The organism is Eikenella corrodens (genome assembly GCF_003990355.1).
GTDB lineage: Bacteria > Pseudomonadota > Gammaproteobacteria > Burkholderiales > Neisseriaceae > Eikenella > Eikenella corrodens_B.
The window spans coordinates 145,536-169,317 of record NZ_CP034670.1; the positions used below are offsets into that span (position 1 = coordinate 145,536).

Annotated in this window: 24 protein-coding genes and 1 riboswitch; of the genes, 14 read left to right on the forward strand and 10 right to left on the reverse strand. The window is 56.3% G+C overall.

Going from position 1 to position 23,782, the window contains the following annotated elements; genetic code table 11:
* The first annotated feature begins 109 nt into the window (after positions 1-109).
* Positions 110-1,477, forward strand: coding sequence for an adenylosuccinate lyase (gene purB / locus ELB75_RS00840; protein ID WP_126982278.1), 1,368 nt, complete (start codon positions 110-112; stop codon positions 1,475-1,477).
* Between the two features lie 94 nt (positions 1,478-1,571).
* On the opposite strand, the gene ELB75_RS00845 is transcribed toward purB, so the two are convergent.
* Entirely contained in the window at positions 1,572-2,051 is a 480-nt protein-coding gene (locus tag ELB75_RS00845) for an outer membrane lipoprotein (protein ID WP_126982279.1), read from the reverse strand.
* Positions 2,052-2,451: 400 nt separating this feature from the next.
* Between ELB75_RS00845 and ELB75_RS00850 the strand changes: the two genes are divergently transcribed.
* The 3 genes from ELB75_RS00850 (at position 2,452) to ELB75_RS00860 (ending at position 4,358) form a co-directional block, all read left to right on the forward strand.
* Positions 2,452-2,877: a hypothetical protein gene (locus tag ELB75_RS00850; protein WP_126982280.1), complete on the forward strand. Its 426-nt coding sequence runs from the start codon at positions 2,452-2,454 to the stop codon at positions 2,875-2,877.
* Positions 2,878-3,468: 591 nt separating this feature from the next.
* Positions 3,469-4,104: a DUF4189 domain-containing protein gene (locus tag ELB75_RS00855; RefSeq protein WP_241236095.1), complete on the forward strand. Its 636-nt coding sequence runs from the start codon at positions 3,469-3,471 to the stop codon at positions 4,102-4,104.
* Between the two features lie 32 nt (positions 4,105-4,136).
* Complete coding sequence (locus tag ELB75_RS00860; RefSeq protein ID WP_126982282.1) at positions 4,137-4,358, forward strand: hypothetical protein; 222 nt, start codon at positions 4,137-4,139, stop codon at positions 4,356-4,358.
* A gap of 132 nt (positions 4,359-4,490) precedes the next feature.
* Here the strand turns inward: ELB75_RS00860 and ELB75_RS00865 are convergent, their stop codons facing one another.
* The 6 genes from ELB75_RS00865 to ELB75_RS00890 form a co-directional block, all read right to left on the reverse strand.
* The gene (locus ELB75_RS00865; RefSeq protein WP_126982283.1) at positions 4,491-5,075 is read right to left on the reverse strand and encodes a hypothetical protein; all 585 of its coding nucleotides are present in this window, start codon (positions 5,073-5,075) and stop codon (positions 4,491-4,493) included.
* 293 nt (positions 5,076-5,368) lie between these two features.
* Positions 5,369-6,085, reverse strand: a complete 717-nt coding sequence (locus tag ELB75_RS00870) for a hypothetical protein (RefSeq protein ID WP_126982284.1) — start codon at positions 6,083-6,085, stop codon at positions 5,369-5,371.
* Between the two features lie 46 nt (positions 6,086-6,131).
* Positions 6,132-7,334, reverse strand: coding sequence for a tryptophan synthase subunit beta (gene trpB, locus ELB75_RS00875; protein ID WP_126982285.1), 1,203 nt, complete (start codon positions 7,332-7,334; stop codon positions 6,132-6,134).
* 96 nt (positions 7,335-7,430) lie between these two features.
* A complete protein-coding gene (locus ELB75_RS00880; protein WP_126982286.1) occupies positions 7,431-8,369 on the reverse strand; it encodes a DMT family transporter in 939 nt (312 codons plus the stop codon).
* Between the two features lie 215 nt (positions 8,370-8,584).
* A riboswitch (TPP riboswitch) is annotated at positions 8,585-8,679 on the reverse strand.
* A 250-nt stretch (positions 8,680-8,929) separates the two neighbouring features.
* Entirely contained in the window at positions 8,930-9,655 is a 726-nt protein-coding gene (locus ELB75_RS00885; RefSeq protein WP_126982287.1) for a hypothetical protein, read from the reverse strand.
* Positions 9,656-9,817: 162 nt separating this feature from the next.
* On the reverse strand, positions 9,818-10,402 hold the full coding sequence (locus ELB75_RS00890) for a DNA glycosylase (RefSeq protein ID WP_126982288.1): 585 nt from the start codon (positions 10,400-10,402) through the stop codon (positions 9,818-9,820).
* 143 nt (positions 10,403-10,545) lie between these two features.
* On the opposite strand from ELB75_RS00890, the gene ELB75_RS00895 reads away from it, so the two are divergent.
* From ELB75_RS00895 to accC, 5 genes are all read left to right on the forward strand, one after another.
* Positions 10,546-10,764: an HP1242/YdcH family protein gene (locus ELB75_RS00895; protein WP_064090661.1), complete on the forward strand. Its 219-nt coding sequence runs from the start codon at positions 10,546-10,548 to the stop codon at positions 10,762-10,764.
* A gap of 239 nt (positions 10,765-11,003) precedes the next feature.
* Positions 11,004-11,459 (forward strand): type II 3-dehydroquinate dehydratase, encoded by a 456-nt coding sequence (gene aroQ, locus ELB75_RS00900; RefSeq protein WP_126982289.1) that lies wholly within the window; start codon positions 11,004-11,006, stop codon positions 11,457-11,459.
* Positions 11,460-11,495: 36 nt separating this feature from the next.
* Positions 11,496-11,948 (forward strand): acetyl-CoA carboxylase biotin carboxyl carrier protein, encoded by a 453-nt coding sequence (accB, locus tag ELB75_RS00905; RefSeq protein ID WP_126982290.1) that lies wholly within the window; start codon positions 11,496-11,498, stop codon positions 11,946-11,948.
* Between the two features lie 42 nt (positions 11,949-11,990).
* Entirely contained in the window at positions 11,991-12,494 is a 504-nt protein-coding gene (locus tag ELB75_RS00910; RefSeq protein WP_164726755.1) for a DUF1877 family protein, read from the forward strand.
* A gap of 33 nt (positions 12,495-12,527) precedes the next feature.
* Positions 12,528-13,907 (forward strand): acetyl-CoA carboxylase biotin carboxylase subunit, encoded by a 1,380-nt coding sequence (gene accC, locus ELB75_RS00915; protein ID WP_126982292.1) that lies wholly within the window; start codon positions 12,528-12,530, stop codon positions 13,905-13,907.
* A 64-nt stretch (positions 13,908-13,971) separates the two neighbouring features.
* Here the strand turns inward: accC and ELB75_RS00920 are convergent, their stop codons facing one another.
* On the reverse strand, positions 13,972-14,445 hold the full coding sequence (locus tag ELB75_RS00920; protein ID WP_126982293.1) for a DUF6585 family protein: 474 nt from the start codon (positions 14,443-14,445) through the stop codon (positions 13,972-13,974).
* Positions 14,446-14,744: 299 nt separating this feature from the next.
* On the opposite strand from ELB75_RS00920, the gene ELB75_RS00925 reads away from it, so the two are divergent.
* Complete coding sequence (locus ELB75_RS00925) at positions 14,745-15,710, forward strand: S49 family peptidase (protein ID WP_126982294.1); 966 nt, start codon at positions 14,745-14,747, stop codon at positions 15,708-15,710.
* A 187-nt stretch (positions 15,711-15,897) separates the two neighbouring features.
* Positions 15,898-16,134, forward strand: a complete 237-nt coding sequence (locus ELB75_RS00930) for a GlsB/YeaQ/YmgE family stress response membrane protein (protein ID WP_126982295.1) — start codon at positions 15,898-15,900, stop codon at positions 16,132-16,134.
* Between the two features lie 43 nt (positions 16,135-16,177).
* On the opposite strand, the gene ELB75_RS00935 is transcribed toward ELB75_RS00930, so the two are convergent.
* Both ELB75_RS00935 and ELB75_RS00945 read right to left on the reverse strand, forming a co-directional pair.
* Positions 16,178-17,581: an amino acid permease gene (locus tag ELB75_RS00935; protein ID WP_126982296.1), complete on the reverse strand. Its 1,404-nt coding sequence runs from the start codon at positions 17,579-17,581 to the stop codon at positions 16,178-16,180.
* A gap of 381 nt (positions 17,582-17,962) precedes the next feature.
* Positions 17,963-19,411, reverse strand: coding sequence for an aminoacyl-histidine dipeptidase (locus tag ELB75_RS00945; protein ID WP_126982297.1), 1,449 nt, complete (start codon positions 19,409-19,411; stop codon positions 17,963-17,965).
* Between the two features lie 469 nt (positions 19,412-19,880).
* Between ELB75_RS00945 and ELB75_RS00950 the strand changes: the two genes are divergently transcribed.
* From ELB75_RS00950 to rnhB, 3 genes are all read left to right on the forward strand, one after another.
* A complete protein-coding gene (locus ELB75_RS00950) occupies positions 19,881-21,461 on the forward strand; it encodes an inorganic phosphate transporter (protein ID WP_126982298.1) in 1,581 nt (526 codons plus the stop codon).
* Positions 21,462-21,845: 384 nt separating this feature from the next.
* Positions 21,846-23,000, forward strand: a complete 1,155-nt coding sequence (gene lpxB, locus ELB75_RS00955) for a lipid-A-disaccharide synthase (RefSeq protein ID WP_126982299.1) — start codon at positions 21,846-21,848, stop codon at positions 22,998-23,000.
* Positions 22,997-23,581, forward strand: coding sequence for a ribonuclease HII (gene rnhB, locus ELB75_RS00960; protein ID WP_126982300.1), 585 nt, complete (start codon positions 22,997-22,999; stop codon positions 23,579-23,581). Before lpxB ends, rnhB begins: the two co-directional genes overlap by 4 nt.
* Positions 23,582-23,782: the final 201 nt, after the last annotated feature.

The following is a 23,782-nucleotide window of genomic DNA, read 5'->3' on the forward strand; positions in this document are numbered from 1 at the left end:
TTACTGCTTTAAGCCTCGTAGAATGCGCCAAACCATCGCTTTCAGGTAGCCTTCCCGCTTTTCGGGTAGAATACCGCCGTTTTGTCGGCCTTTTTTCATAGGAAACCACATGTCTGCCCTGCTTGCCCTTTCCCCGCTCGACGGCCGCTATGCCGCCGCCGTTGAAGCCCTGCGCCCCGTTTTTTCCGAATACGGCCTGATCCGCGCCCGCGTGCACGTGGAGTTGGAATGGCTCAAATCGCTGGCTGCCGCGCCCGAAATTAGCGAAGTGCCACCCTTTTCCGCCGCCACCTTGGCCGAAATCGATGCCGTGATTGCCGTTTTTTCGCCCGAACACGCCGCCGAAGTGAAAGCCATCGAAGCCACCACCAACCACGACGTGAAAGCCGTGGAATACTGGCTCAAGCAGCGCTTCGAAAGGCTACCTGAAATCCAAAAGGCAAACGAATTCATCCACTTTGCCTGCACCAGCGAAGACATCAACAACCTCTCCCACGCCCTGATGCTGCGTGAAGCCCGCGATAGCGTGCTGCTGCCCAAGCTGGCCGAAATCGCCGCCAAACTGCGCCAAATGGCGCACAGCCTGGCCGCCCAACCCATGATGAGCCGCACCCACGGCCAGCCCGCCACCCCCACCACCCTGGGCAAAGAAATTGCCAACGTGCTCGCCCGTTTGCAGCGCCAAGCCGCCCAGCTGGAGAAACAGGAGTTTTTGGGCAAAATCAACGGCGCCGTGGGCAACTACAACGCCCATCTCTCCGCTTATCCCAATATGGATTGGGAAGCGCATTGCCGCCGCTTTGTCGAACAATCGCTCGGGCTCACCTTCAACCCCTACACCATCCAAATCGAGCCGCACGACTACATGGCCGAGTTCTTCCAAACCCTCAGCCGCATCAATACCATCCTCATCGATTTCAACCGCGACGTGTGGGGCTATATTTCGCTCGGCTATTTCAAACAAAAAGTGAAGGCCGGCGAAGTGGGCTCCTCCACCATGCCACACAAAGTGAACCCCATCGACTTTGAAAACTCCGAAGGCAACCTCGGCACCGCCAACGCCATCCTCGGCTTCATGGCCGAGAAACTGCCCGTCTCCCGCTGGCAGCGCGACCTCACCGACAGCACCGTGCTGCGTAACATGGGCGTGGGCGCAGGCTACACCCTGCTCGGCTGGGCCGCCCACCTGCGCGGTCTGAACAAACTCGAAGCCAATCCCGCCGCCATGCAGGCCGACCTCGACACCACCTGGGAGCTTCTGGCCGAGCCTATCCAAACCGTGATGCGCCGCCACGCCGTGCCGCAGGCCTACGAGCAGCTCAAAGCCCTCACCCGCGGCCAAGACGGCATCACGCCCGCCACCCTCCAATCCTTCATCCGCAGCCTCGACATCCCCGAAGAGGCCAAAGCACGCCTGCTCGCGCTTACCCCCGCGCTGTATGTGGGCAAAGCGGAAGAGCTGGCCAAGCGGATTTAAGGCCGCCTGCTGGTATTCAACAAAAAGGCTACCTAAAATTTCAGGTAGCCTTTTATCCTTACCGTGCAGCCGATTAAGGGCTGTAAACAGGTTTTTAGTAGGCCGAAGATTGGCTCGCCGGCAGCACGCGGGTGATGCCGTTGGCGCCTTGCAACACGCGCACGCGCTGGCCGGGGCGGAATTGGATGTCGTCTTTCTGCACCACGGAAATCGCGTCGCGCGAGCCTTCCAGCTGCACCACGATTTCATAGCCGCGCTGGCTGTCCAGCCCGCGGGTGAGCGACTGAGTGCCCAAACCGCCCACCACCGCGCCCAAAATCGCGCTCACCGCCTCGCCGCGGCCATTGCCAAAGTTGCTACCGCCGATGCCGCCCAGCAGCGAGCCTGCAGCGGTGATCAGCGGGTTGTCTTCGCCGCGGATTCGGGTGGGCGTTACCGACAGCACTTCGCCGTAGTAAACCCGGGCGGTGTTTTGCGCTTGGGAAGTGGTGTATTGCAGGGCGGAGCTGTTGGCGCAGCCGCCCAGCAGCAGGGCGGTGGATACGGCAGCCGCAAACAAGCGTGAAGTAGACATGGGATTCTCCTGAAAGGTGGTTAAACGGGCGGGATTATATAGCGGATAAGCTTATTTTTCGATACGGCTGCACATGCCCACGCTGGGATTGAGGCTACCTGAAAATAAAAACGCAAAAGGCCGGGTGGCAACACCGGTTTCACGCCATTGAAGCCTGCGCCCGCGCTTTCAGGCCGCCTCTATCCGAAAATCTCTAAGTGGCGGCAAGTTTATTTTGCCGCAGTTATGCCAACCAACCGTGCTTTCGCGGCGGCACCGGTTCGCCTTGCCGTATCGTCTGCGGTTCACCGCCCGGTATCGTTAGCCTTCCGGTTTGTTATATGTTTTCGGCCTGCTTTGCTGTATGATTTGCGCCGTATGGCATAGTCGAGCCAAACCCAGAACAAAACGGAGAGTATTTATGTGTCCACAAACCGCATCCCGCAAAACCAAACGGCTGCTGCCGTTTGCCGCCGCCCTGCTGCTGGCAGGCTGCGCCACCACCATCAGCCCGATCGACACTCTGCGCTGGCGCGGCAAAGGCATCAGCGCTTTTGTTGCCGACGCCCAGCGCATGCCCGATATCGTGCGCCGCAACTGCGTGAAAAATAATGAAGTGCGCGACCTCTATGCCTGGCGCATCGAGTACTACGACGTCCGTCAGGCGTATGTGGGCCAATCCGGCAATGTGCAGTATTACCAAAACTACCGCCATTACGTTGGCCACGAATACCGCATCGTGGTAACCAAGCCCGACGGCACCATCCTCTCAGTGCGCGATACCTTCTTTGGCAATGCCGATAAAGAATACGGCTGCGAAGAATACCGCGAAGAGCTCAAGCTGTAAAACAGGCCGCAAGCCGCTGATAGTGCGGGAGCTGCCGGTAGCGCAGCCAATAAAGCCAACACACCGGCCAAGCCCCGTGTGTGGCGCGCCATTGCCATATGGCCATTTCAACGGCCAAGTGAAGCCAGTAGGCTTGAATAAGCCGGATGAAGAATTAGACGAAAGTATCCTGAGCATCATCATGCGCCATCCGCGCTAGAGCGTTTGGCAGAAGATACGAAAAGGCTACCTGAAAGCTGAAACCGCGTGCGTGCGGGACGCACACACCCTACCTGTGCGGGCTACGCTTGCTTGTGGTGATAAAGGGGTGAAATTTCAGGCGGCAAGCCGAACGATTTTTTCAGACGGCTTTGAACGAGGCGGCGGATTTGGAAATCCGAACCGTGTTTGCTGTGCAGGCTGCTTTTTGAACCGTTTAAGGGCTTTGAAAGCAGCCTGCATTTTTGAACTTCGTCAGACTGTGTATTATATGACATATGCCGCTGCAGCAGGGGCGGAAAGTAAAAAGTAATGCGTCAGGCATGGGTGGGATGGTATAATCCGCGCCACATTACAGCAATCTGTTTTAACCGCCATAAATAAGGGATGATTATGCCGTCTCACAAAAAACACCTGCTGGCCGCCGCCGCGCTGGCTACTCTGCTGGCGGGCTGCCAGGGTTCGCTTGCCTACGAAGTGTTGCAGGCTGCCAAAGGAAACAACGGCCCTTCCGCACAGGATGTCGAATCCATGATGCCGATTGTGGAAGCAATGAAAGGTTTGCCTTCCAAAGCGGAACTGGCCACGCGCCCAATGCACCCGCGCAAATGGGGCGGATATGCCGTCTCGCCCGAGATAAAAATGCTATGGACAACCGACAAAGCCTTCGACACCCCCGAAGCCGCCTCGGCAGACGCACTCAAACAATGCCGCCAGGCCGGCGGCAGAAACTGCCAAACCGCCGTTCTTTACAGCAATCTGTGCTTTACCATGGCGCAGGGGCGACGCAACGGCAAAGGCTTTGACGCAATGGGCTACGGCCCCACCCACGAGTTTGCCAAAATAACGGCAACGGGCAACTGCCAAAACCAGGGCGGCCAAGGCTGCCACCCCACCGTCGGGGCAACTCCCTCCTGCGCCGTCCCTTGCAACGTCGTCACCAACAAATCCTGCCGCTACGAAGACCCCGGGATCATCTTCCCCGACAAAGGCATGAGAATGCAAAAGGTACCGTCGTTTTTCCGCTAGGCGGGTTTGAAAGGATTGGAGGCCGTCTGAAAATGCAGCTTCAATGCCGTTGCAACTTTTCAGACGGCGGCGGATTCGCATTTGAAGTGCAACTTTCCATAACAGAAAAAGGCCAGTATGCGGTAGCATACGGCCTTTCCTGCAAGAAAGATTGCCATGAGCTACACACAGCCGAACGATTTTTTTCAGACGGCTTTGGCCGGGCGGTGGATTTGGGAATCCGAACCGTGTTTGCTGTGCAGGCTGCTTTTTGAACCGTTTGAGGGCTTTGAAAGCAGCCTGCATTTTTTAACTTCGTTGAAACTGCGTTTTCAGGCTGCCTGAAAGCTGAAACCGCGTGCGTGCGGGACGCACACACCCTACCTTGTGCGGGCTGCGCTTGATTGCTACCAACCTTTCTGAAACTTATTAACCATTCTGATTAATAAGATAAAAAAAGCAACAAAAAAACAAATTATTGAAAACAACCCAAAAATACGTTTATTTACCACTCTTTTCCTTGTAGGCCCAACACTTCCTACATCATATTTAATAATTACATTATCATCATTACCCGTTAATGATAATATATTCCCATAATAACTTTTATTCCTCCTGTCTCTGTTGTCAACTAATAAAATCATAAATTTCATCTTCGCATTATTTATTACAGTCTCTTTACGGTAACCACAAAAGGATAAGGAAACATTCCCTCCGCATGGTGCAGAGTATTTAGGTGAAAGCTCATCATCTATATAAAGAAACACTGTATCACTATCCATCCTACTTCCCGTCCTATTGGACACTAGGGTGATTCTATCAGCCACTATTTCAATCTCGGTTGGTGGGAGCAATTTTCGCTGATACCAAGAATCTCCCAACCAAATCAAATTACCTCCCAATGCAAAGAAAAATGCAATTAATGAAAACCATGAATAATCTACATAAAAATGATTATTTATATAATGAATAAATCTAGTGAGAAAACCCATAATTAACCCAATCAGATAATAAGCTGGCAAGCTTAGTATAGGTAGGTAGCCATTTATGCCCACGCGTTTTTTAACTTCGTTGAAACTGAGCTTTCAGGCTGCCTGAAAACTAAGACTGCGTGCGTTTCGCACACACTCTACTCATACGGGCCGCTTGCTGCGCATCATCATGCGCCATCCGCGCTAGGACGTTTGGCAGAAGACACGAAAAGGCTACCTGAAAGCTGAAACCGCGTGCGTGCGTTTCGCACACACCCTACCTGTGCAGGCTACGCTTGCTCTACCCATGCGGACTACGCTTGCTCATCCAACATTTTTTGCAGGGCGGCAAACAGGGTTGTGCCGTTGGCAAATTGGTAGAAATCGGGGCTGCCGGATAGGAAGCGGCGCAGTTCGCCGTATCGCTGCAGGCGGAACAATACCAGCGCATAGAGTTCGTTTTCCATGCCGCTTGCTAACGGGCGGCTCTGCATGAAGCGGCAGAAGCCCCCTAAGTCGGGCACTTGCTGCGTAAAGCGGGCAATGTCGGCTTCTATTTGCCCGGCAGGCTGCCGTACCCAATCCAGCATTTGCTCAAGTGTAAAGTGGGCGAAGTCGGGTTCTTGTATGCACCACTCGTCTTGTATCCCCGTTAAACCCAGCGACGGTTCGCCATTGAGCCGGCTGCTGAAGCTTTTTATCATCTCTTCTTCGCCAAACAGTTTGAAAAACAACGAATCCAGACAATCCGGTTTGGCTTCTATGCGGATGGATACACGCTCACTGATGGGTTTGCCGTCAAACACGGCCACCAAATAGGCCTGGACAACGCTGAAAATGTAGCCGTCTTTAACCCAATAAATAAAACCGCCGGAGGCCGTCTGAAAGCCGCGCGTTTTGAGTTCGGCTTTGAATAACTGTTCCAGCCATTGGCGTTTTACGCTGTCGCGGAATTGTTCGCGCTCGCGTTCGGCTTGCACTTTATCCCAAGCTTTGAGTAGAGGGGCGGGGAGGCGGTGAATATCCAGCATGATGATGCAGGTAAAATTTCAGGTAGCCCAAAGGCTACTTGAAACCTTACAACTCAATCCCTTTCAACTTCGCCACGGTATTGATGTCCTTATCGCCGCGCCCCGACAGGTTCACCAGAATCACTTGGTCTTTGCCCATCTTCGGCGCGTTTTCCACTGCCCAAGCCACGGCGTGGCTGCTCTCCAGCGCGGGGATGATACCTTCAAAGCGGCACAGCAAATCAAAGGCTTCGAGTGCTTCGTCGTCTTTGGCGACGGTGTATTCGACGCGCTTGATGTCGTTCAGGTGGCTGTGTTCCGGACCGATGCCGGGGTAATCCAAGCCTGCGGACACGGAGTGTGTACCCAAGACTTGGCCGTTTTCGTCCTGCATCAGGTAGCTGCGGAAGCCGTGCAATACGCCGATGGGGGCTTTGCTGGTAATCGGCGCGGCGTGGTCAGGGGTGTCCGTGCCGCGTCCGCCGGCTTCCACGCCGACGAGGCGCACGTTTTCTTCGCCGATATACGGGTGAAACAGGCCGATGGCGTTCGAGCCGCCGCCGACACAGGCCACGGCAACATCAGGCTGGCGGCCGATGGCTTCCTGCATCTGCGCTTTGGCTTCGTTGCCGATAACGCATTGGAAATCGCGCACCATTTCGGGATACGGCGCGGGGCCGGCAGCGGTGCCGATGATGTAGAACGTGTCGTCCACGCGGGCGACCCATTCGCGCATGGCTTCGTTCATCGCGTCTTTCAGCGTGCGGCTGCCACTATCGACGCTGACCACGTTTGCGCCCAACAATTTCATGCGGAACACGTTGGGCGCTTGGCGGATGATGTCGTCTGCGCCCATGTAAACATGGCATTCCATACCGAAGCGGGCGGCGACAGTGGCGGAGGCCACGCCGTGCTGACCCGCGCCGGTTTCGGCGATGACGCGTTTTTTGCCCATGCGGCGGGCAAGCAGTGCCTGACCGATGGTGTTGTTTACCTTGTGCGCGCCGGTGTGGTTCAAGTCTTCGCGCTTCAACCAGATTTGCGCGCCGCCCAGATGCTCGGACAATCGCGCGGCATGGTACACGGGGCTGGGGCGGCCGACATAATGCTTCAAATCATGGCGGAACGCTTCCCAAAACGCGGGGTCGTTTTTCGCAGCTTGGTAGGCCGCTGCCAATTCTTGCAGGGCGGGAATCAGGGTTTCGGCAACGTACACGCCGCCGTGTTCGCCGAAAAAGCCCTTCTCGTCGGGGGCTTGGTAGTTTTGCATGGTTCGTCCTTTAGTAATGGGGTAGAAAGGCTACCTGAAAATGCCAAACCTGTTTCAGGTAGCCTTCATGAATATGAAGGACTCCATTCTAACCGCTTATCCCGCGCTTTCCAAAGCCCGTTTTCTCGCCGCGCCCCATTCCGAAGCCGCAATCCCCGCCGCCACCAAGATTAAGGCCGTGAGCACATAGCCGCCCAGCCGCTCGTCTGGGAAGGTCGCCGCGCCCACCAGCGCGCCGAACACCGGCAGCAGGTTCATCGTGAGCGCCGCCCGCCCTGCGCCAATCGCAATCACGCTTTCCATATAAAACAGCTTGGACAAAATCGCAATAAACACAGAAACATAGAGCAGTAGCAACCAAGCCTGCCACGGCGGCAGCCGGAAGCCCCTCTCCACCCCTTCCCACACATAAAACGGCGCACTCGCCACCACCGCCGCCACACACATCGCCCACAGCAGGCTCGCCCAATGCACCTTCGGCGCCGCACGCAGCGCCAGCGAATAGCCCGCATAAATCAAAGAAGTAGCCAATGCCAGCGCATCCCCTTGCGCCAAACCCGTTTCCAGCAGCGCGGCCGGATTGCCCCGGCCCACCACCCACACCACGCCCGCAAACGACAGCCCCACCCCCAGCCATTGCAGCCCATGCGCCCGCGTGCGCCAAAACAGCACCTCCGCGAGCAACACCATCACTGGAATCAGCGCCGTGATAATCGACACATTCACCACCGCCGCCCCGCGTGCAAACGCGCTGTAGAGTACAATATTAAACAGCGCAAACCCGCTGCCGCCCACCAGCAACAGCCACAACGCACGCGTTTTGAGCACAGGCAAATCCTCTTGAATCCGCGCGCGGAACAGCCACGAAAGCAGCAAAGCCGCCAGCACCCAGCGCCAAAACGTAAACTCATCAGGCGAAAGCCAAGCCTTGCCCAGCTTGCCCGCCACATTGCTCGTGGCCCAGAACGCCGGTGCCAAAAACAGCATCACATAAGGGTGCGGCAGGCCGTTTGCCTGCCAAATACGGAAACGCATGGTTTGCTCCTCTTGCAACAGCCCGCCGCTACTGATGGAAGGCTACCTGAAAAACATTTACTTCTAAAACACAGCTACTTACGGACAAATATTGCATGCCATGCTCAGGACGGCAGGCAACAAAAAACGCCCCGATCAATCGGAGCGCATCATCACGTTGCCGCGGCAGAATCTGCTCTGCCGCCTGCGGCCAATCAAACCGGGCAGCATCCCGCCCAAACCGGCCGCGAGTTCCCTCCGCCGGCATTAACCGGTTCAGGTGCAACGGGTATGTTCTCAGCCGCACAAGGCAGCACCCCGACTCAAGGGGCGGATTATAGCCCTGGGTAACGGCTTTGAGTAGGGCGGCTTTGCCGAACCGGCGCTTGGCATAAGGATAGGCGGGCATTGCTGCCCGTGCGGGTTTAATTTCGTTGGGGCTGCCTTTTCAGGTAGCCCGAAAGAAGGGATGGGCTACCTGAAAAACGTTGGGCTTATCAACCCGGCCTGCTCTCTATTGCCTTTTCAGGTAGCCTGAAAGGGGATGCAGGCAGCAAGTGTTTTCCTGCCCGTTTAAAGAATCAAGTATTTGGTACAGCCGTAATATGGCTCAGTTTTCCTTTTTCATCATAATGCAGCACAGATACAAATTCGGCACGCGCGCGCCCCAAATTCTGCTTTCGTACGCTATCATGGTAATGTACGGTTTGGACAACGTATTTTAATTGTTTGTTTGCATCATATACGAATGCACTGGTGTAATAACCAAGATGGTAATTAATACTAACTGAAACTTGCACGGTATCCGATAACCAGAAAAAATCGTGCACAGCCAGAACTTCAAAACGTGAAAATTGATTCCTGTAAGGAAAAGTAAGGCAATTATTGTTTAATAATTCAAAATGCCTATAACGGATACCAAATCTGGTTATCTTTTCATTTTCATAAATGTAGCATGATAGGATTTCATCTGCGTCATCTTGTAATGGGTTGATGTCCAATAATAATTTCTCGCCGCAGAAACCATAACTGTCATAACCTCGTTTTGCTTCCTCTGCCAATGAAATAAACGGTTTTTTCAATAGTCTTGGCGTTTTAAATCCTTGCCCCATCAGTTCCATGATGTATGGCGTAGGATAGGCGGCAGTGCCATTTTTAGCAATTTTCCAAGATGTTACCTGAGTAAACGTTTTTTCAACAATCGCTTTTAATTCCTCAGGGTGGTCTTGATAATATTTGTAGCGCTCAAATAGCGAATCGTAGCATGCTTTGATTTCAGGAATGGATTGAATTTGGGATAAATACATAAGGGCTCCGTGTTTAACAGATTGTTTTGAATTGCTTCTAATGGCCATATTTTTTCTTGGTGGCAAGATTAGGTTGGATTAGCCGTTGGTGTAACCAAACTACGCCTGCCGTCCTTCCAATTTTCAGGTAGCCTCAAGCCGCCGTGAAAGGCTACCTGAAAACTATACCAATCCCGCCATCTCGAAAAACGCCCGATATGCCGCTGCCTTTTTCTGCAAACTCAGCGGATACGCCCGCGAGGTGGAAGGCAGGCGGGTGAGGGTGAGGTGCCGATCGGCCAAAGTGAAGGGCAGCGTTTCGCCGGTTTTCGGCATTTTCGGCGCATCGGGCAGCAGGGAGAGCAGCACTTCGGTGGCCTTGCCGCCGGTGGTGCATATATGGCGGCAGCGCGGCAGCCGGGCGAGTACGGCGGGCAAATCCACGGTTTCCACCACGCGCAGGAATTTGTCGGAAGCATTATCTTGCTCGCGCACGGCTTTGAGCACGGTGGGGCAGGAGGCGATGCCGCGCTCGTGCAGGAAGGCTTTGATTTTTTCCGCGTCAAATGCTTTTTCGCCCGTTTTTTGGAAATGCGCGGCATCGTTGAAGAACACGAGCCCGTACACGCGCCACATGTCGTTGATGAAATTGGGATAGTGAAACTGCATGGCATGCTTTTCCGCCTTGGGCGGGAAGGTGCCCATCATCATCACGGTGGCATCCGGCGGCAGCAGGGCGGGGAAGGGGTGGCTTTCGATTTCGGGCATGGCGGCAAGGCAATAGTTTCGGGGGTTTCATTATAAAACGAATAAAGGCGTGAGCCGTTCGATTTTTCCCGCCGGCTATGGTAAAGTGGCAGGCAAGATAAAAAGTTTGTTCAACCCTTAACCAACCCGAAAGCGAGAAAATAATGTTCCCCGAATACCGCGACCTCATCAGCCAGCTCAAACAATCCGACAAACGCTTCGCCCGCCTGTTCGACGAACACAACGAGCTGGACGAAAAAATCGCCAACTTGGCCAAAAACCCGATTACCGGCAATCTGGAAGAAGTGGAAGTGTTGAAAAAACAGAAATTGCAGCTGAAAGACCAGCTTTATCAGATTCTGAAACAGCACGACCATAAATAAAGCCTGATTCGCCCCAAAAAACGGAGGCTACCTGAAAATGCAGCGCGGCAGGATTTCTGCGCCGCCAGCGTTTTCAGGTAGCCTCCTGCTTTACAAACCCTGCTGTTTCCATACAGATAAATACAAAAACTGGACATTTCCCCCACTATCGCCGAAAATGCGCATCTTGCCCTACCGGCGGCAAAGCGCGTTTTCAGGCGCGATTATTCATTTCAACCGAATTTAAACTGCCCCCCAGCATGAAACCCGCCATCCTCGTTATGCACGGCCCCAACCTCAATCTTTTGGGGCGGCGCGAACCGGAAATCTACGGTCGCACCACCCTTGCCGACATCAATGCCGGCCTGCAGGCGCGCGCCGAAGCCGCCGGTTTTGCCTTTGAAGCCGTGCAGAGCAATGCCGAAGCCGTGCTGGTGGAGCGTGCCCAGGCGGCCATGGCCGACCATACCGCCTTCATCATCGTCAACCCGGCAGCCTACACCCACACCAGCGTCGCCCTGCGCGATGCGCTCGCCGCCGCCGGCAAACCCTTTATCGAAGTCCACCTCTCCAACGTGCACGCCCGCGAGCCCTTCCGCCGCCATTCTTATTTTTCCGATTTGGCGCAGGGCGTGATTTGCGGGCTGGGCGCACACGGCTACGCCGCCGCGCTGGATTTCGCCATTGAATACTTGCAACAAAAACAAGCCGGTTAAAGCCCGGCTCTGAATCCCTTAAAAGGACCTCTGATTATGGATTTACGCAAACTCAAAAAACTCATCGACTTGGTGGAAGAATCCGGCATTGCCGAGATTGAAGTAACCGAAGGCGAAGAAAAAGTGCGCATCACCCGCTCGCTGGCCGCGCCGCAGCCCGTGTATGCCGCCGCGCCTGCCGTGGCCGCCGCTCCGGCTCCCGCCGCCGCGCCCGTTGCAGCCGCAGGCGCGCCTGCCGTGCCCGAGCGCGATTTGAGCAAGGCGCAAACCTCGCCCATGGTGGGCACTTTCTACCGCGCCCCCGGCCCGAACGCGCCGGTGTTTGTGGAAGTGGGCCAGAGCGTGAACGCCGGTGACACCTTGTGCATCATCGAAGCCATGAAGCTGATGAACGAAATCGAAGCCGAACGCAGCGGCGTGGTGAAAGAAATTTTGGTGGAAAACGGCCAGCCGGTAGAGTTTGGTGAGCCGCTGTTTATCATCGAATAATTTTTCAAGTAGCCTTTTTGCCTGTTTTATCGGTGCATGCCTATGGGAATGACTGTTGAAATGCATAGGGTATCGGAGGAGAAACTCAGGGCATATGCCTCCGATTCCCGCCGTTTTCGGAAGTTTTTGGACAAAGAGTGGCCGTTTGACGATCCGAGCGTGCTGTATGTGGATAAATATTGGGATGCGCTGACTTTTCTCGTAAGCGGACAGCCCCGTACTGCTGAAAACGAGGGGGAGTTGCTTACCCATGTTATTCTTGGTTATTCCCGTATCCAATATCGTTTCGAACATATTCCCACGTTTTACATATCTGTGAAAAAAGTTGGTTTCTTCAATTGGGCGCTATCCGAACTATCGTTGGAAGAGGCTAGGCAACGCTGCAATGTAACGGCTATGGCAGAAGCCGATGTTTATTTGTCGGATGCTTGGGCAAATGATGATGAAGCATGGGACGATTTACAGCCCTTACTAATCGACCTGAAAGCATTCTATGCCGCCGCAGGAAAAAACCGAGAAGCTGTAATCAGCTTATTTAACCATTAAATTCAGTGGTATCCGAATGAAAGAGTGAATTTCATGCTGAAAAAAGTCCTCATCGCCAACCGTGGCGAAATCGCTCTGCGCGTATTGCGCGCCTGCCGCGAAATGGGCATCGCCACCGTGGCCGTGCATTCCACTGCCGACAACGACAGCCTGCACGTTAAGCTGGCCGACGAATCCGTCTGCATCGGCCCCGCCCCCTCTGCACAGAGCTATCTGCACATTCCCTCCATCATCGCCGCCGCCGAAGTAACCGGCGCCGACGCCATCCACCCCGGCTACGGCTTCCTGGCTGAAAACGACCGCTTTGCCGAGCAGGTGGAGGAATCCGGCTTCATCTTCATCGGCCCGCGTGCCGAAACCATCCGCCTGATGGGCGACAAAGTGTCTGCCAAAAAAGCCATGCTCGAATCCGGCGTACCCTGTGTGCCCGGCTCGGACGGCGCGCTTTCCGACGATCCCGACGAAATCCTGAAAACCGCCGAACGCGTGGGCTACCCCGTGATCATCAAGGCTTCCGGCGGCGGCGGCGGGCGCGGTATGCGCGTGGTGGAAAAACGCGAAGACCTGATTAAGGCCGTGGAAATGACCAAGGCCGAAGCCGAAGCCGCCTTCGGCAATCCGATGGTGTATATGGAACGCTTCCTGCAACGCCCGCGCCACGTGGAAGTGCAGGTGCTGGCCGACGAGCACGGCAACGCCATTTATCTGGGCGAGCGCGACTGCTCCATGCAGCGCCGCCACCAAAAGGTAATCGAAGAAGCGCCCGCGCCCGGCATCACCGCCAAAGAGCGCGAGAAAATCGGCAAAGCCTGCGTGGCCGCCTGCAAACGCATCGGCTACCGCGGCGCCGGCACATTTGAATTTCTGTATGAAGACGGCGAATTTTTCTTCATCGAAATGAACACCCGCGTGCAGGTGGAACACCCCGTAACCGAGCTGATTACCGGCATCGACATCGTGCAGGAACAGCTGCGTATCGCCGCCGGGCTGCCGCTGCAATACAAGCAAAAAGACGTGGTAATCCAAGGCCATGCCTTCGAGTGCCGCATCAACGCCGAAGACCCCTACAGCTTCATCCCCAGCCCGGGCTGCATCACCAGCTGCCATCTGCCTGGCGGCTTCGGCGTGCGTGTGGACAGCCACATCTACCAGGGCTACCGCATCCCGCCGAACTACGACAGCCTCATCGGCAAAATCTGCGTGTATGGCAAAGATCGCGCGCAAGCCATGGCCAAAATGCGCGTGGCACTGGCCGAGCTCACCGTGAGCGGCATCAAAACCAATGCCCCGCTGCACGACGACCTGTTCCGCGACCCCGGCTTCGCCAAAGGCGGCGTGAGCATCCATTATCTGGAGCACTGGCTGGAAGAGCGTAAGGCTCAGCTTCAAGCTGAAAAGCAGGCTGAAAAATAGTTTGTTGTGATCAGATGAATAAAAGGCTACCTGAAATTTTCAGGTAGCCTTTTTCTGAATCCGCTTAGTGGAAGATTATGTCGTCTTCATCATCCTGAAACAGGAATTGCGCGATGAAATTGTAGAAATCTCTACGCGGCTTCCAGTTGTTTTTCAGCAGCACGCGGCCTTGCGGCGTATCGATACGGGCGTGCATAAACGAGCCGGGCGATTCGATTTGCGAGAATTTGGATTTAATGCCGCGAATTTCCCGATACACCACAACGTGTTCTTTAAACAGGGTTTGCAGGATAAAGCCGTGTTCGTACAGCGTGAGGCGCGATCTGAACTGCCCCACTACATAAATGCCATACCAAGCGATGAACAATATGTTAAACCAGCCCACAACATTGGCCGGGTCGCCTGAGGCGCGGATGTCTTTGCCTATGGCCGCATTCAGGATAAACATCAGGAGCAGGAAGATAATGGTGGCGAGAAAGGTCCAAGTGAGGGTGTGGCGGAAGGTGGCGAGTTGCCGGCCTAGTTTGCGGTGGCGCATGGTGTGTGTCTCTTTGAATTTATGAAGGGGTTGATTGTAACATGAATAATCAATATCTGCTTGTTTTACTTCATTTCTGCCTTTCAGGTAGCCTGTAGGCAACAGTGGGTGGCGAATATGAATGAATACCTCCATTCCGCGAGCAGCTTGCCTAAGGCTACCTGAAACTGTTGTTGCCCTCGCGTGTTACAATAGCCGTTCTTCCCCGCCGGAATCAGGCGCATACCTTTAACTCCGTTGAAGCGAATGCTTTCAGGCAGCCTTTCCGGCTTTCCACATCATGCAAAGAAAGTTACCCCATGAAACACATCATCCGCCGCAATAGCGAGCCCAACAGCGGCAACTGGGAGCGCGACACGCTGGAAAAACTCCTGCTTGAAGCCTACCGCGAGCAGCGCCGTGCCCGCATTTGGAAGCTCATTTTCCGACTATTGCTCATCGCCTTTCTGGCACTCTATTTGTTTGCCGTTTTCGGCAAGATGGGCAGCCTCAACCCCGCTTCCGCCGAGCCGCACACTGCCGTAATCCGCCTCGAAGGCACGATTACCGCCGGCGAAAACCAGGCTGGCAAACTGCGACAAGGTCTGGAAGCTGCCTATAAAAACAAACAGGTGCGCGGCATCATCATCCGCGCCAACAGCCCCGGCGGCTCACCCGTGGTATCCGGCGTGGCCTACCGCGAAATCCGCCGCCTGCGCGCCGAGCATCCCAATATCCCCGTGTATGTGGTGGCCGAAGACATGTGTGCCTCCGGCTGCTACTACATCGCCGCCGCCGCCGACAAAATTTATGCCGACCAATCCAGCATCGTCGGCAGCATCGGCGTGGTTGGCAGCGGCTTCGACCTTACCGGCCTGATGCGCAATATGGGCATCCAGCGCCGCCAGCGCACCGCAGGCAGCAACAAAGGCATGGGCGACCCCTTCAGCCCGGAAACCCCCGAGCAAACCGCCATCTGGCAAGGCATGCTGGACGACATCCACCAGCAATTCATCAAAGCCGTGCGCGACGGGCGCGGCAAACGCCTGAACGAAGCGGATAATCCCGACCTGTTCAGCGGCCGCGTGTACACCGGCAACGAAGCGCTCAAAACCGGCCTCATCGACAGCCTGGGCGACATCTACAGCGTATCGCGCGACATCATCAAAGCCCCCGAGCTGGTGGACTACACCCCCGCCGACGACATCAGCCGCCTGTTCGGCAAAGGCGTGGGCACCAGCGTGCGCCAAGGCCTGCAGGAAGTTTCGCAGGAACAGCTTTGGTAGGCATTTAGTTTGCTGCCTTGGTATAAAAAGGCTACCTGAAAGCGTGAATTTCAACGGAGTTAAACGGAGTTAAAACGAGCCCCGCGAGTTCCTGCGAAGCTGAAGTTCAGGTAGCCTTTCTCTTGAAAAGCCAGCCATTTGCCTGATATGTATGCTACCTATCCACACCATAAGAGGAGAACCCACCATGATCGGCATCATTATCATCGGCTTCATCATCGGCGTTTTGGCCAAATTCCTGTATCCGGGCGGGCAGCGCCTGGGCATCGTCATGACCACGCTGCTCGGCATCGGCGGCTCGGTGCTGGCCAGCTGGGTCGGGCAGACGATGGGCTGGTATGCCATCGGCCAGCCCGCAGGCTGGATTGCCTCCACGCTGGGCGCCATAGCCATTCTGGCCATCTTCGCCAGCCTGCGTAAATAAGGCTACCTGAAAATTTTCAGGTAGCCTTTCTTTGGCCGAATCCTTATTGCGGCGGCAAGGTTTTATTGCCGCCGTGTTTGCGGTGGTACAGTACCCAATACAGCACGGCGCAGGCGGCAAACCAGATGGGCATGCACATCAGCCCCAGCCGGGTGTCGGCATCGCGCGAGAACAGCACCAGCACGAAGGCGAGGAAGGCGAGGCACAGCCACACCATGGCGGTGCCGCCGGGCAGTTTGTAGATGGATTTTTCGTGCAGATGCGGGCGGGTTTTGCGGTATTTGAGGTAGGCTAGCAGGATAATCATCCACACGAAAATGAAGCCGATGCTGGAGAGGGTGGTGACCACGGTGAACATGGCCATGATGTCGCCCTCCTGATACAGCAGGAATACGGCCACAATCAGGTAGAGGCAGGAATAGAGCAGGCCGGTGGCGGGCACGCCGTTGCGGTTGAGGCGGCTGAACATGCGCGGCGCCACGCCGGCCTCGGAGAGGCCGTAGAGCATACGGCCGGTGGAGAATATGCCACCGTTGGCGGAAGAGAGGGCGGAAGTGAGCACCACCAGGTTCACCAAGCCTGCGGCAATCGGAATGCCGATGAGGGTGAACATATTCACGAACGGGCTTTTGGCGGGGTCGATTTCGCTCCACGGCGTTACCGTCATGATCACGCCCAGCGCCAGCACATAAAACACGATGATGCGGACGGGAATACGGTTGATGGCTTTGGGCAGGTTGGTTTCCGGGTCTTTGGTTTCCGCAGCCGCCGTGCCGACCAATTCAATGCCGACAAAGGCAAATACGGCGATTTGGAAGGCGGAGAAGAAACCGCCAATGCCGTTCGGGAAGAAGCCGCCTTTGTTCCACAAGTGCGCAAACGAAGCTTTTTCGCCGGAAGAGGGGTCGATAAAGCCGGTGAATACCAAGAACAGGCCGACCACCACCAGCAGCAAAATGGCGATGATTTTAATCAATGCGAACCAAAATTCCATTTCGCCGAACAGTTTCACCGTGAGCAGGTTCATGCCCGCCATCACCACGATACAGAAAAGCCCGGGCAGCCACAGCGGCACATCCGGCCACCAGAATTGGGTGTAGCCCGTAATGGCGATGATGTCGGCCATGCCGATAACGACCCAGCAGAACCAGTATGTCCAACCCACAAAGAAACCGGCGGCCGGGCCCAGCAAATCGTGGGTGAAATCGGTGAAGGATTTGTATTCGAGATTGGAAAGCAGCAGCTCGCCCATGGCGCGCATAATGAAAAACAGGAAAGCGCCGATGATGATGTAGGTGAGGATCACGGAGGGGCCGGCCAGATGGATGGTTTTGCCCGAACCCATAAACAGGCCGGTGCCGATGGCGCCGCCGATGGCGATGAGTTGCAGGTGGCGGTTTTTCAGGTTGCGTTGCAGGCTATGCGGGGTTTCTTGGTTGGTGCTCATGGTATTCCTTTGTACTTCCTATCGCAGATGAAATTTGAACTTCATCCGCCCTAATTTAATCGGCCGCCGAAACAGTGCGGCAGCCCGGAGCGGAATATATAGTGGATTAAATTTAAATCAGGACAAGGCGGCGAGCCGCAGACAGTACACACGTTACGGCAAGGCGAGACAACGCTGTACTGGTTTAAATTTAATTCACTATAACCCAGCAAATAGCGCGCAGGCAACTGATTTTTATGAATAATATTAGTCTATCACCGTTTAAAAACCCTTCCTAAGCCGTTTTTCGGCATGTATTTCCCCTAAAAAATATAATTTTGCATGAAAAATGCCGACCAAAATCGCTGGTCGGCAGGAATTTTCAATGCTTGGCTCAATTCGTTAAGCAATCCGTTTGAGCAAATCCAGCAAAATGTGCCAGCACTCTTCCACGGTATCAATCTGCACCCGCTCTTTGGGCGAGTGCGCGCCTTTGATGGTGGGGCCGAAGGAAATCATTTCGGTGTGCGGCAGGTGTTTTTGCATCAGGCCGCATTCCAGGCCGGCGTGTACCACTTCGATTTGCGGCTGCTGCCCGCGTACGGCGACGAAGGATTCGATGGTTTTCTGCAGCAAGGCAGACGACATATGCGGCTCCCAGCCGGTGTAGTCCTGATCAGTGTGCAGCGCGGCGCCGGAGAGGCGGGCGATTGAGCCGAGCAGGCGGCAGAAGTCGTCTTTCGGCCGTTCGCGCAGTGAACGCAACAGCATGGCGGCGGTAAATTTGCCGTCTTCCGTGTGCACCACGCTTAGGCAGTTGGAGGTGTCCACCACGCCGTCGAACTCTTCGCTCCATTTGAGCACGCCGCTGGGAACGGCAACGAGCAAATCAACGATGCGGCGGCTGTCGGCATGGCTGGCGGCCTGTACACCCTGGCCGAGCGGGGCTACCTGAATCGCCAGTTTGTCGGCAAACTTGCCCAATTCGTTTTGCGTTTCGGCACGCACGGTGCCGGCCAGTTCGGTCAGCGCGCCAACAAATGCCTGTGGCAGCACGATTTCGGCCTCTGCCTCGGAGGGAATCACGTTACGCAACGCACCGCTGTGGAAAGCAGCCAGCCGCCAGCCGCTTTCTTCCGGCAGGCGTGCCAACAGGTCGGCCAACACCTTGATGGCATTGCCGTGGCCGCGGTGAATATCGATGCCGGAATGCCCGCCCAATAAACCAGACACGGTAATGCGCACATGCTGCCCTTCGGCGGCTTCGGTGGTAAAAGGCAGGCTCAAATCGGCATCGCGCCCGCCCGCGCAGCCCACATACACGCAACCGGCTTCTTCGGTATCCAAGTTGATCAAATAGCGGCCTTGCAGCAAATCACCACGCATTTGGCGCGCACCATCCATGCCGATTTCTTCTTCCACCGTGAGCAGCACTTCCAAGGGCGGGTGTTCGATATCGTCGGCAAACGCCACGGCCAAGCCCATGGCCGAGCCGAGGCCGTTATCCGCGCCCAGCGTGGTGTGCATGGCGTGCACCCAGCCGTCGATGATTTGCGGCCGGATGGGGTCGGTGGCGAAGTCGTGCGGCGAATCGGGGGTTTTCTGCGCCACCATATCGATGTGCCCCTGCAAAATCACGCCGGGCTTATCGGCCATGCCCGCACCGTGCGCCGGCTTGCGGATATAAATATTGCCCTTTTCGTCTTGCCGCACCGCCAGGCCTTTTTCCTTGGCGCGGGCAACAATCATTTCGGCCAGCGTGGCTTCTTGATAAGTGGGGTGCGGAATGGCGCAAATATCGGCAAACCACTGCCAAACAGCCTGCGGCTGCAAAGAATGAAGCGGATTCATGGGGTCTCCTTTGGGGAATGACGGGCTACCTGAAAATGTAGCTAAAGCAAGAGCCGATACCGTTTGGCAAACGCATCGGCGCGAATAAACGGCCTGAGTTTAAACCTGCATCGCATAGCAGGCAAGCCGGGGAAATGCCTTGGGCAACCTATTCATCGGCCTTCTTGCCAAAGTTTCCCAAAGGCTTACGATTCGGGCATGAAACATGGAAATTTCATCGCCGAAGGCGGCAGCGAATTTAAATGTCCCGGCGGGCGGATGGTTTGAATGTTCAGGCAGCGTTTCAGGCAGCCTATTTTTATCGTGCCGCTATGGGCTTTTGGTATAATCGCCCCGTTTGCCCGGCTGCGCCGAAATAGAGTGAACGAGCATAAGGATGCTACAGCGTCGGCTCGTCTTGCCCATTCCGACTTCAACTCGCTATATGTTCAGCCGCCCTATTCAACATTTTGTTTGCGAAGCCTTTACCATGCCCGGTTCTTCTGCCCCGCTGCGTTTGAAAAGCATCAATTTCATCGGTATGGCCGTGCTGTTCGGCGTGTCCTGCTATTTTATCTATTGGGGGCTGGGCTATATCCAACACCACCATTCCGCGCTGTTCGTGCTCGCCGCACTGTTCGGCATCTTTATGGCATTCAATATCGGCGGCAACGATGTGGCCAACTCCTTCGGCACTTCGGTGGGCGCCGGCACGCTGAGCATCCCGCAGGCGCTGGCCGTGGCAGCAGTGTTTGAAGTGAGCGGCGCGATGCTGGCCGGCGGCGGCGTAACCGACACCATCCGCAACGGCATTGTGGATTTGGGCAGCCTGTCGCTGGAGCCGGTGCAGTTTGTCTACATCATGATGGCCGCGCTGGCCGCCGCTTCGCTGTGGCTGCTGTTTGCTTCGCAAAAAGGCCTGCCGGTGTCCACCACGCATTCCATCATCGGCGGCATTGTGGGCGCGGCGCTGGTTTTGGGCTTTTACAACAGCGGCCTGGCCGGTTTGAACATGGTGCGCTGGGAAAAAATCGGCGAAATCGCCATTTCCTGGGTGCTCTCGCCGCTCTTGGGCGGGGTCACTTCCTATTTGGTGTTTAAAAACATCAAAACCTATATCCTGGGCTACAACGTGGCCTCCAGCCGCCATGTGCAGCGCCTGCGCAAGCAGAAATTGGCCTACAAAAAAGAACACAAAACTCGCTTCGAGCAGATGAGCGAATTGCAGCAGATGGCCTACACCGCCACCATCGTGCGCGATGCCCAGCTTTACAACGAAGGCAACTACCGGCCCGAAGAGCTGGTATCCGACTACTATCGCGGCCTGCACGAAATCGACTGTCGCAAAGATGAAATCAACGCCTTCCGTGCCCTGCGACTGTGGGTGCCGCTGGCGGGCGCGGTGGGCGGCATGGTGATGGCCGCGATGCTGCTGTTTAAAGGCCTGAAACACCTCAACTTAGGCCTGAGCACGCTGGATAACCTGTTAATCGTCGGCATGGTGGGCGCGGTATTGTGGATGGGCACATTTGCCTACGCCCGCACCCTGAAAACCGGCGCCAACCTCGACCGTGCCACCTTCATCATGTTCAGCTGGCTGCAAGTGTTCACCGCCTGCTGCTTCGCCTTCAGCCACGGCTCGAACGACATCGCCAACGCCATCGGCCCGTTTGCCGCCATCATGGACGTGCTGCGCAGCGGCACCATCGGCAGCAGCGGCGACATTCCGCCGATTACCATGCTCACCTTCGGCGTGTCGCTGGTGGTGGGGCTGTGGTTTATCGGGCGGGAAGTGATTGCCACCGTGGGCGAAAACCTGGCCAAAATGCACCCCTCCTCCGGCTTCGTGGCCGAGCTCTCCGCCGCCACCGTCGTGATGCTGGCCTCCGCGCTTGGGCTGCCCGTATCCAGCACCCACATCCTCGTGGGCGCCGTGCTCGGCATCGGGCTGGTCAACCGCAACGCCAACTGGCGGCTGATGAAGCCGATTGCCCTGGCCTGGGTCATCACCGTGCCGGCCGCCGGCCTGCTGGCTTCGATTTGCTTTATCATTCTGAACGCAGTTTTCTGATTAAAGGCTACCTGAAAACAGCTGCCGCCGGTTTCAGGTAGCCTTTTTTGCAGCCATCGAAACGGATTTGAGGCTACCTGAAAGCAATGTCTTGGCAAAGACAAGGCCGAGCTTCTGCGAAACTATAATGGATTAACAAAAATCAGGACAAGGCGGCGAGCCGCAAACAGTACACACGTTACGGCAAGGCGGGCCAACGCTGTACCGGTTTTTGTTAATCCACTATAAAGTGCAAGCTCTTCAACGCAGTTAGAACGAGGCTCTAGCGCAGTCAAAGTGAACTTCTTGCGAAGCTGAATTTTTCAGGTAGCCTTCAACGTTCCATCCGCCCGCAGCCGCATTATTAGGTACAATACCGCATCTTCATTTCCAGCCGTTCCCACCATGAACACTTCCCCCCTTATCGCCCTGTGCGCAGGCGAGGCCTCGGGCGACTTGCTCGGCGCACACCTGATTGAGGCCATCCGCGCGCGCTGCCCGCAGGCACGGTTTACCGGCATCGGCGGCCCGCGTATGCAGGCGGTGGGGCTGGAAAGCCTGTTCGACCAAGAAACGCTGGCGGTGCGCGGCTATGTGGAGGTGCTGAAAAACCTGCCGGCGATTTGGCGCATCCGCAAGGACTTGATTGCCGAAATGAAACGGCAGCAGCCAGATGTGTTCGTGGGCATCGACGCGCCAGATTTCAACCTGGGCGTGGCTGCCGCGCTCAAGGCGGCGGGCATCCCCACGCTGCACTACGTGAGCCCTTCGGTGTGGGCGTGGCGGCGCGAGCGGGTGCACAAAATCGTGCAGCAGGCAGATGAAGTGCTGTGCCTGTTCCCGATGGAGCCGGAGCTATACCAACAAGCCGGCGGGCGGGCGCGATTTGTGGGGCACCCGTTGGCGCAAACCCTGCCTTTGGAAGCCGACCGCGCCGCCGCATGCCGTGAGTTGGGGCTACCTAAAACTCAGCCCATATTCGCCCTGCTGCCCGGCAGCCGCGTGAGCGAAATCGACTATATGGCGCCGCTGTTTCTGCAAGCTGCGCAGCTGGTGTGGCAACAAATTCCCGAGGCGCAGTTCCTGCTGCCCTATGCCACCGAAGCCACCTACGCGCGCCTGCAAAGCCTGCTTACTGCCGAGCCGTATTGCCGCCTGCCCTTGCAACTGCTCCCGGGCAGCACGGCGCAGGCCTGCACGGCGGCCGATGCGGTGTTGGTCACCAGCGGCACGGCCACGCTGGAAGTGGCGCTGTGCAAGCGGCCGATGGTAATCAGCTACAAAATTTCGCCACTCACCTATGCGCTGGTGAAGCACAAAATCAAAGTGCCCTATGTGGGGCTGCCCAATGTGCTGCTCGGCCGCGCCGCCGTGCCGGAGCTGCTGCAGCACGATGCCGAGCCGGAAAAGCTGGCCGCCGCGCTGCTGGACTGGTATCGCTCGCCGGAGAAAACCGCTGCGCTGCAACAGGATTTCACCGAGCTGCACCGTTTATTGCGCAAAGATACCGCCGCCGAAGCTGCAGCGGCAGTGCTGGCCGCCGCAGGGGCAAACCCATGATTTGGCAGGCCGGCGTGGACGAGGCCGGGCGCGGGCCATTGGTTGGCAGCGTGTTTGCCGCCGCCGTGGTGCTGCTGGACGAATACGATTTGCCAGGGCTCACCGACTCGAAAAAACTGAGCGAACGCCGCCGCGACGAATTGGCGGTGTTGATTAAACAGCAGGCGCTGACTTGGTGCGTGGCCGCCGCCTCGGTGGAAGAAATCGACCGGCTCAATATCCTGCACGCCACCATGCTGGCCATGCGCCGCGCCGTACACGGGCTGGAAAGGCTACCTGAAAAAGCGTGGATAGACGGCAACCGCGTGCCGCCCGATTTGGGCTGCGAGGCCGAAGCCGTGGTGAAAGGCGACAGCAAAATCATCCAGATTTCCGCCGCCTCCGTGCTGGCCAAAACCGCGCGCGACGCGGAAATGTATGCCCTGGCCGAACGTTATCCGCAATACGGCTTCGAGCGGCACAAAGGCTACGGCACCGCCGAACACCTCGCCGCCCTGCAACGCCACGGCGCGCTGCCCGAACACCGCCGCAGTTTTGCTCCTGTGCGGGAAATCTTGGCGCAGGGGCGGCTGTTTGAGTGAATCAGGTTTGCGCCCGCAGAAACTCAGCTTTGCCCTCGCCCAATCATCGCTTTAGCTTCGCAGAAGCTCAGCCTTGGCTTTGCCAAGACATCGCTTTCAGGTAGCCTGCGCTGTGTTGGCTAGCCAAATTGCGCAAATAAAATTAATCAAACCATGCAGGCCAATAGCCTTTAGGTGGCGCACAAACTTGACAAGCCCCAC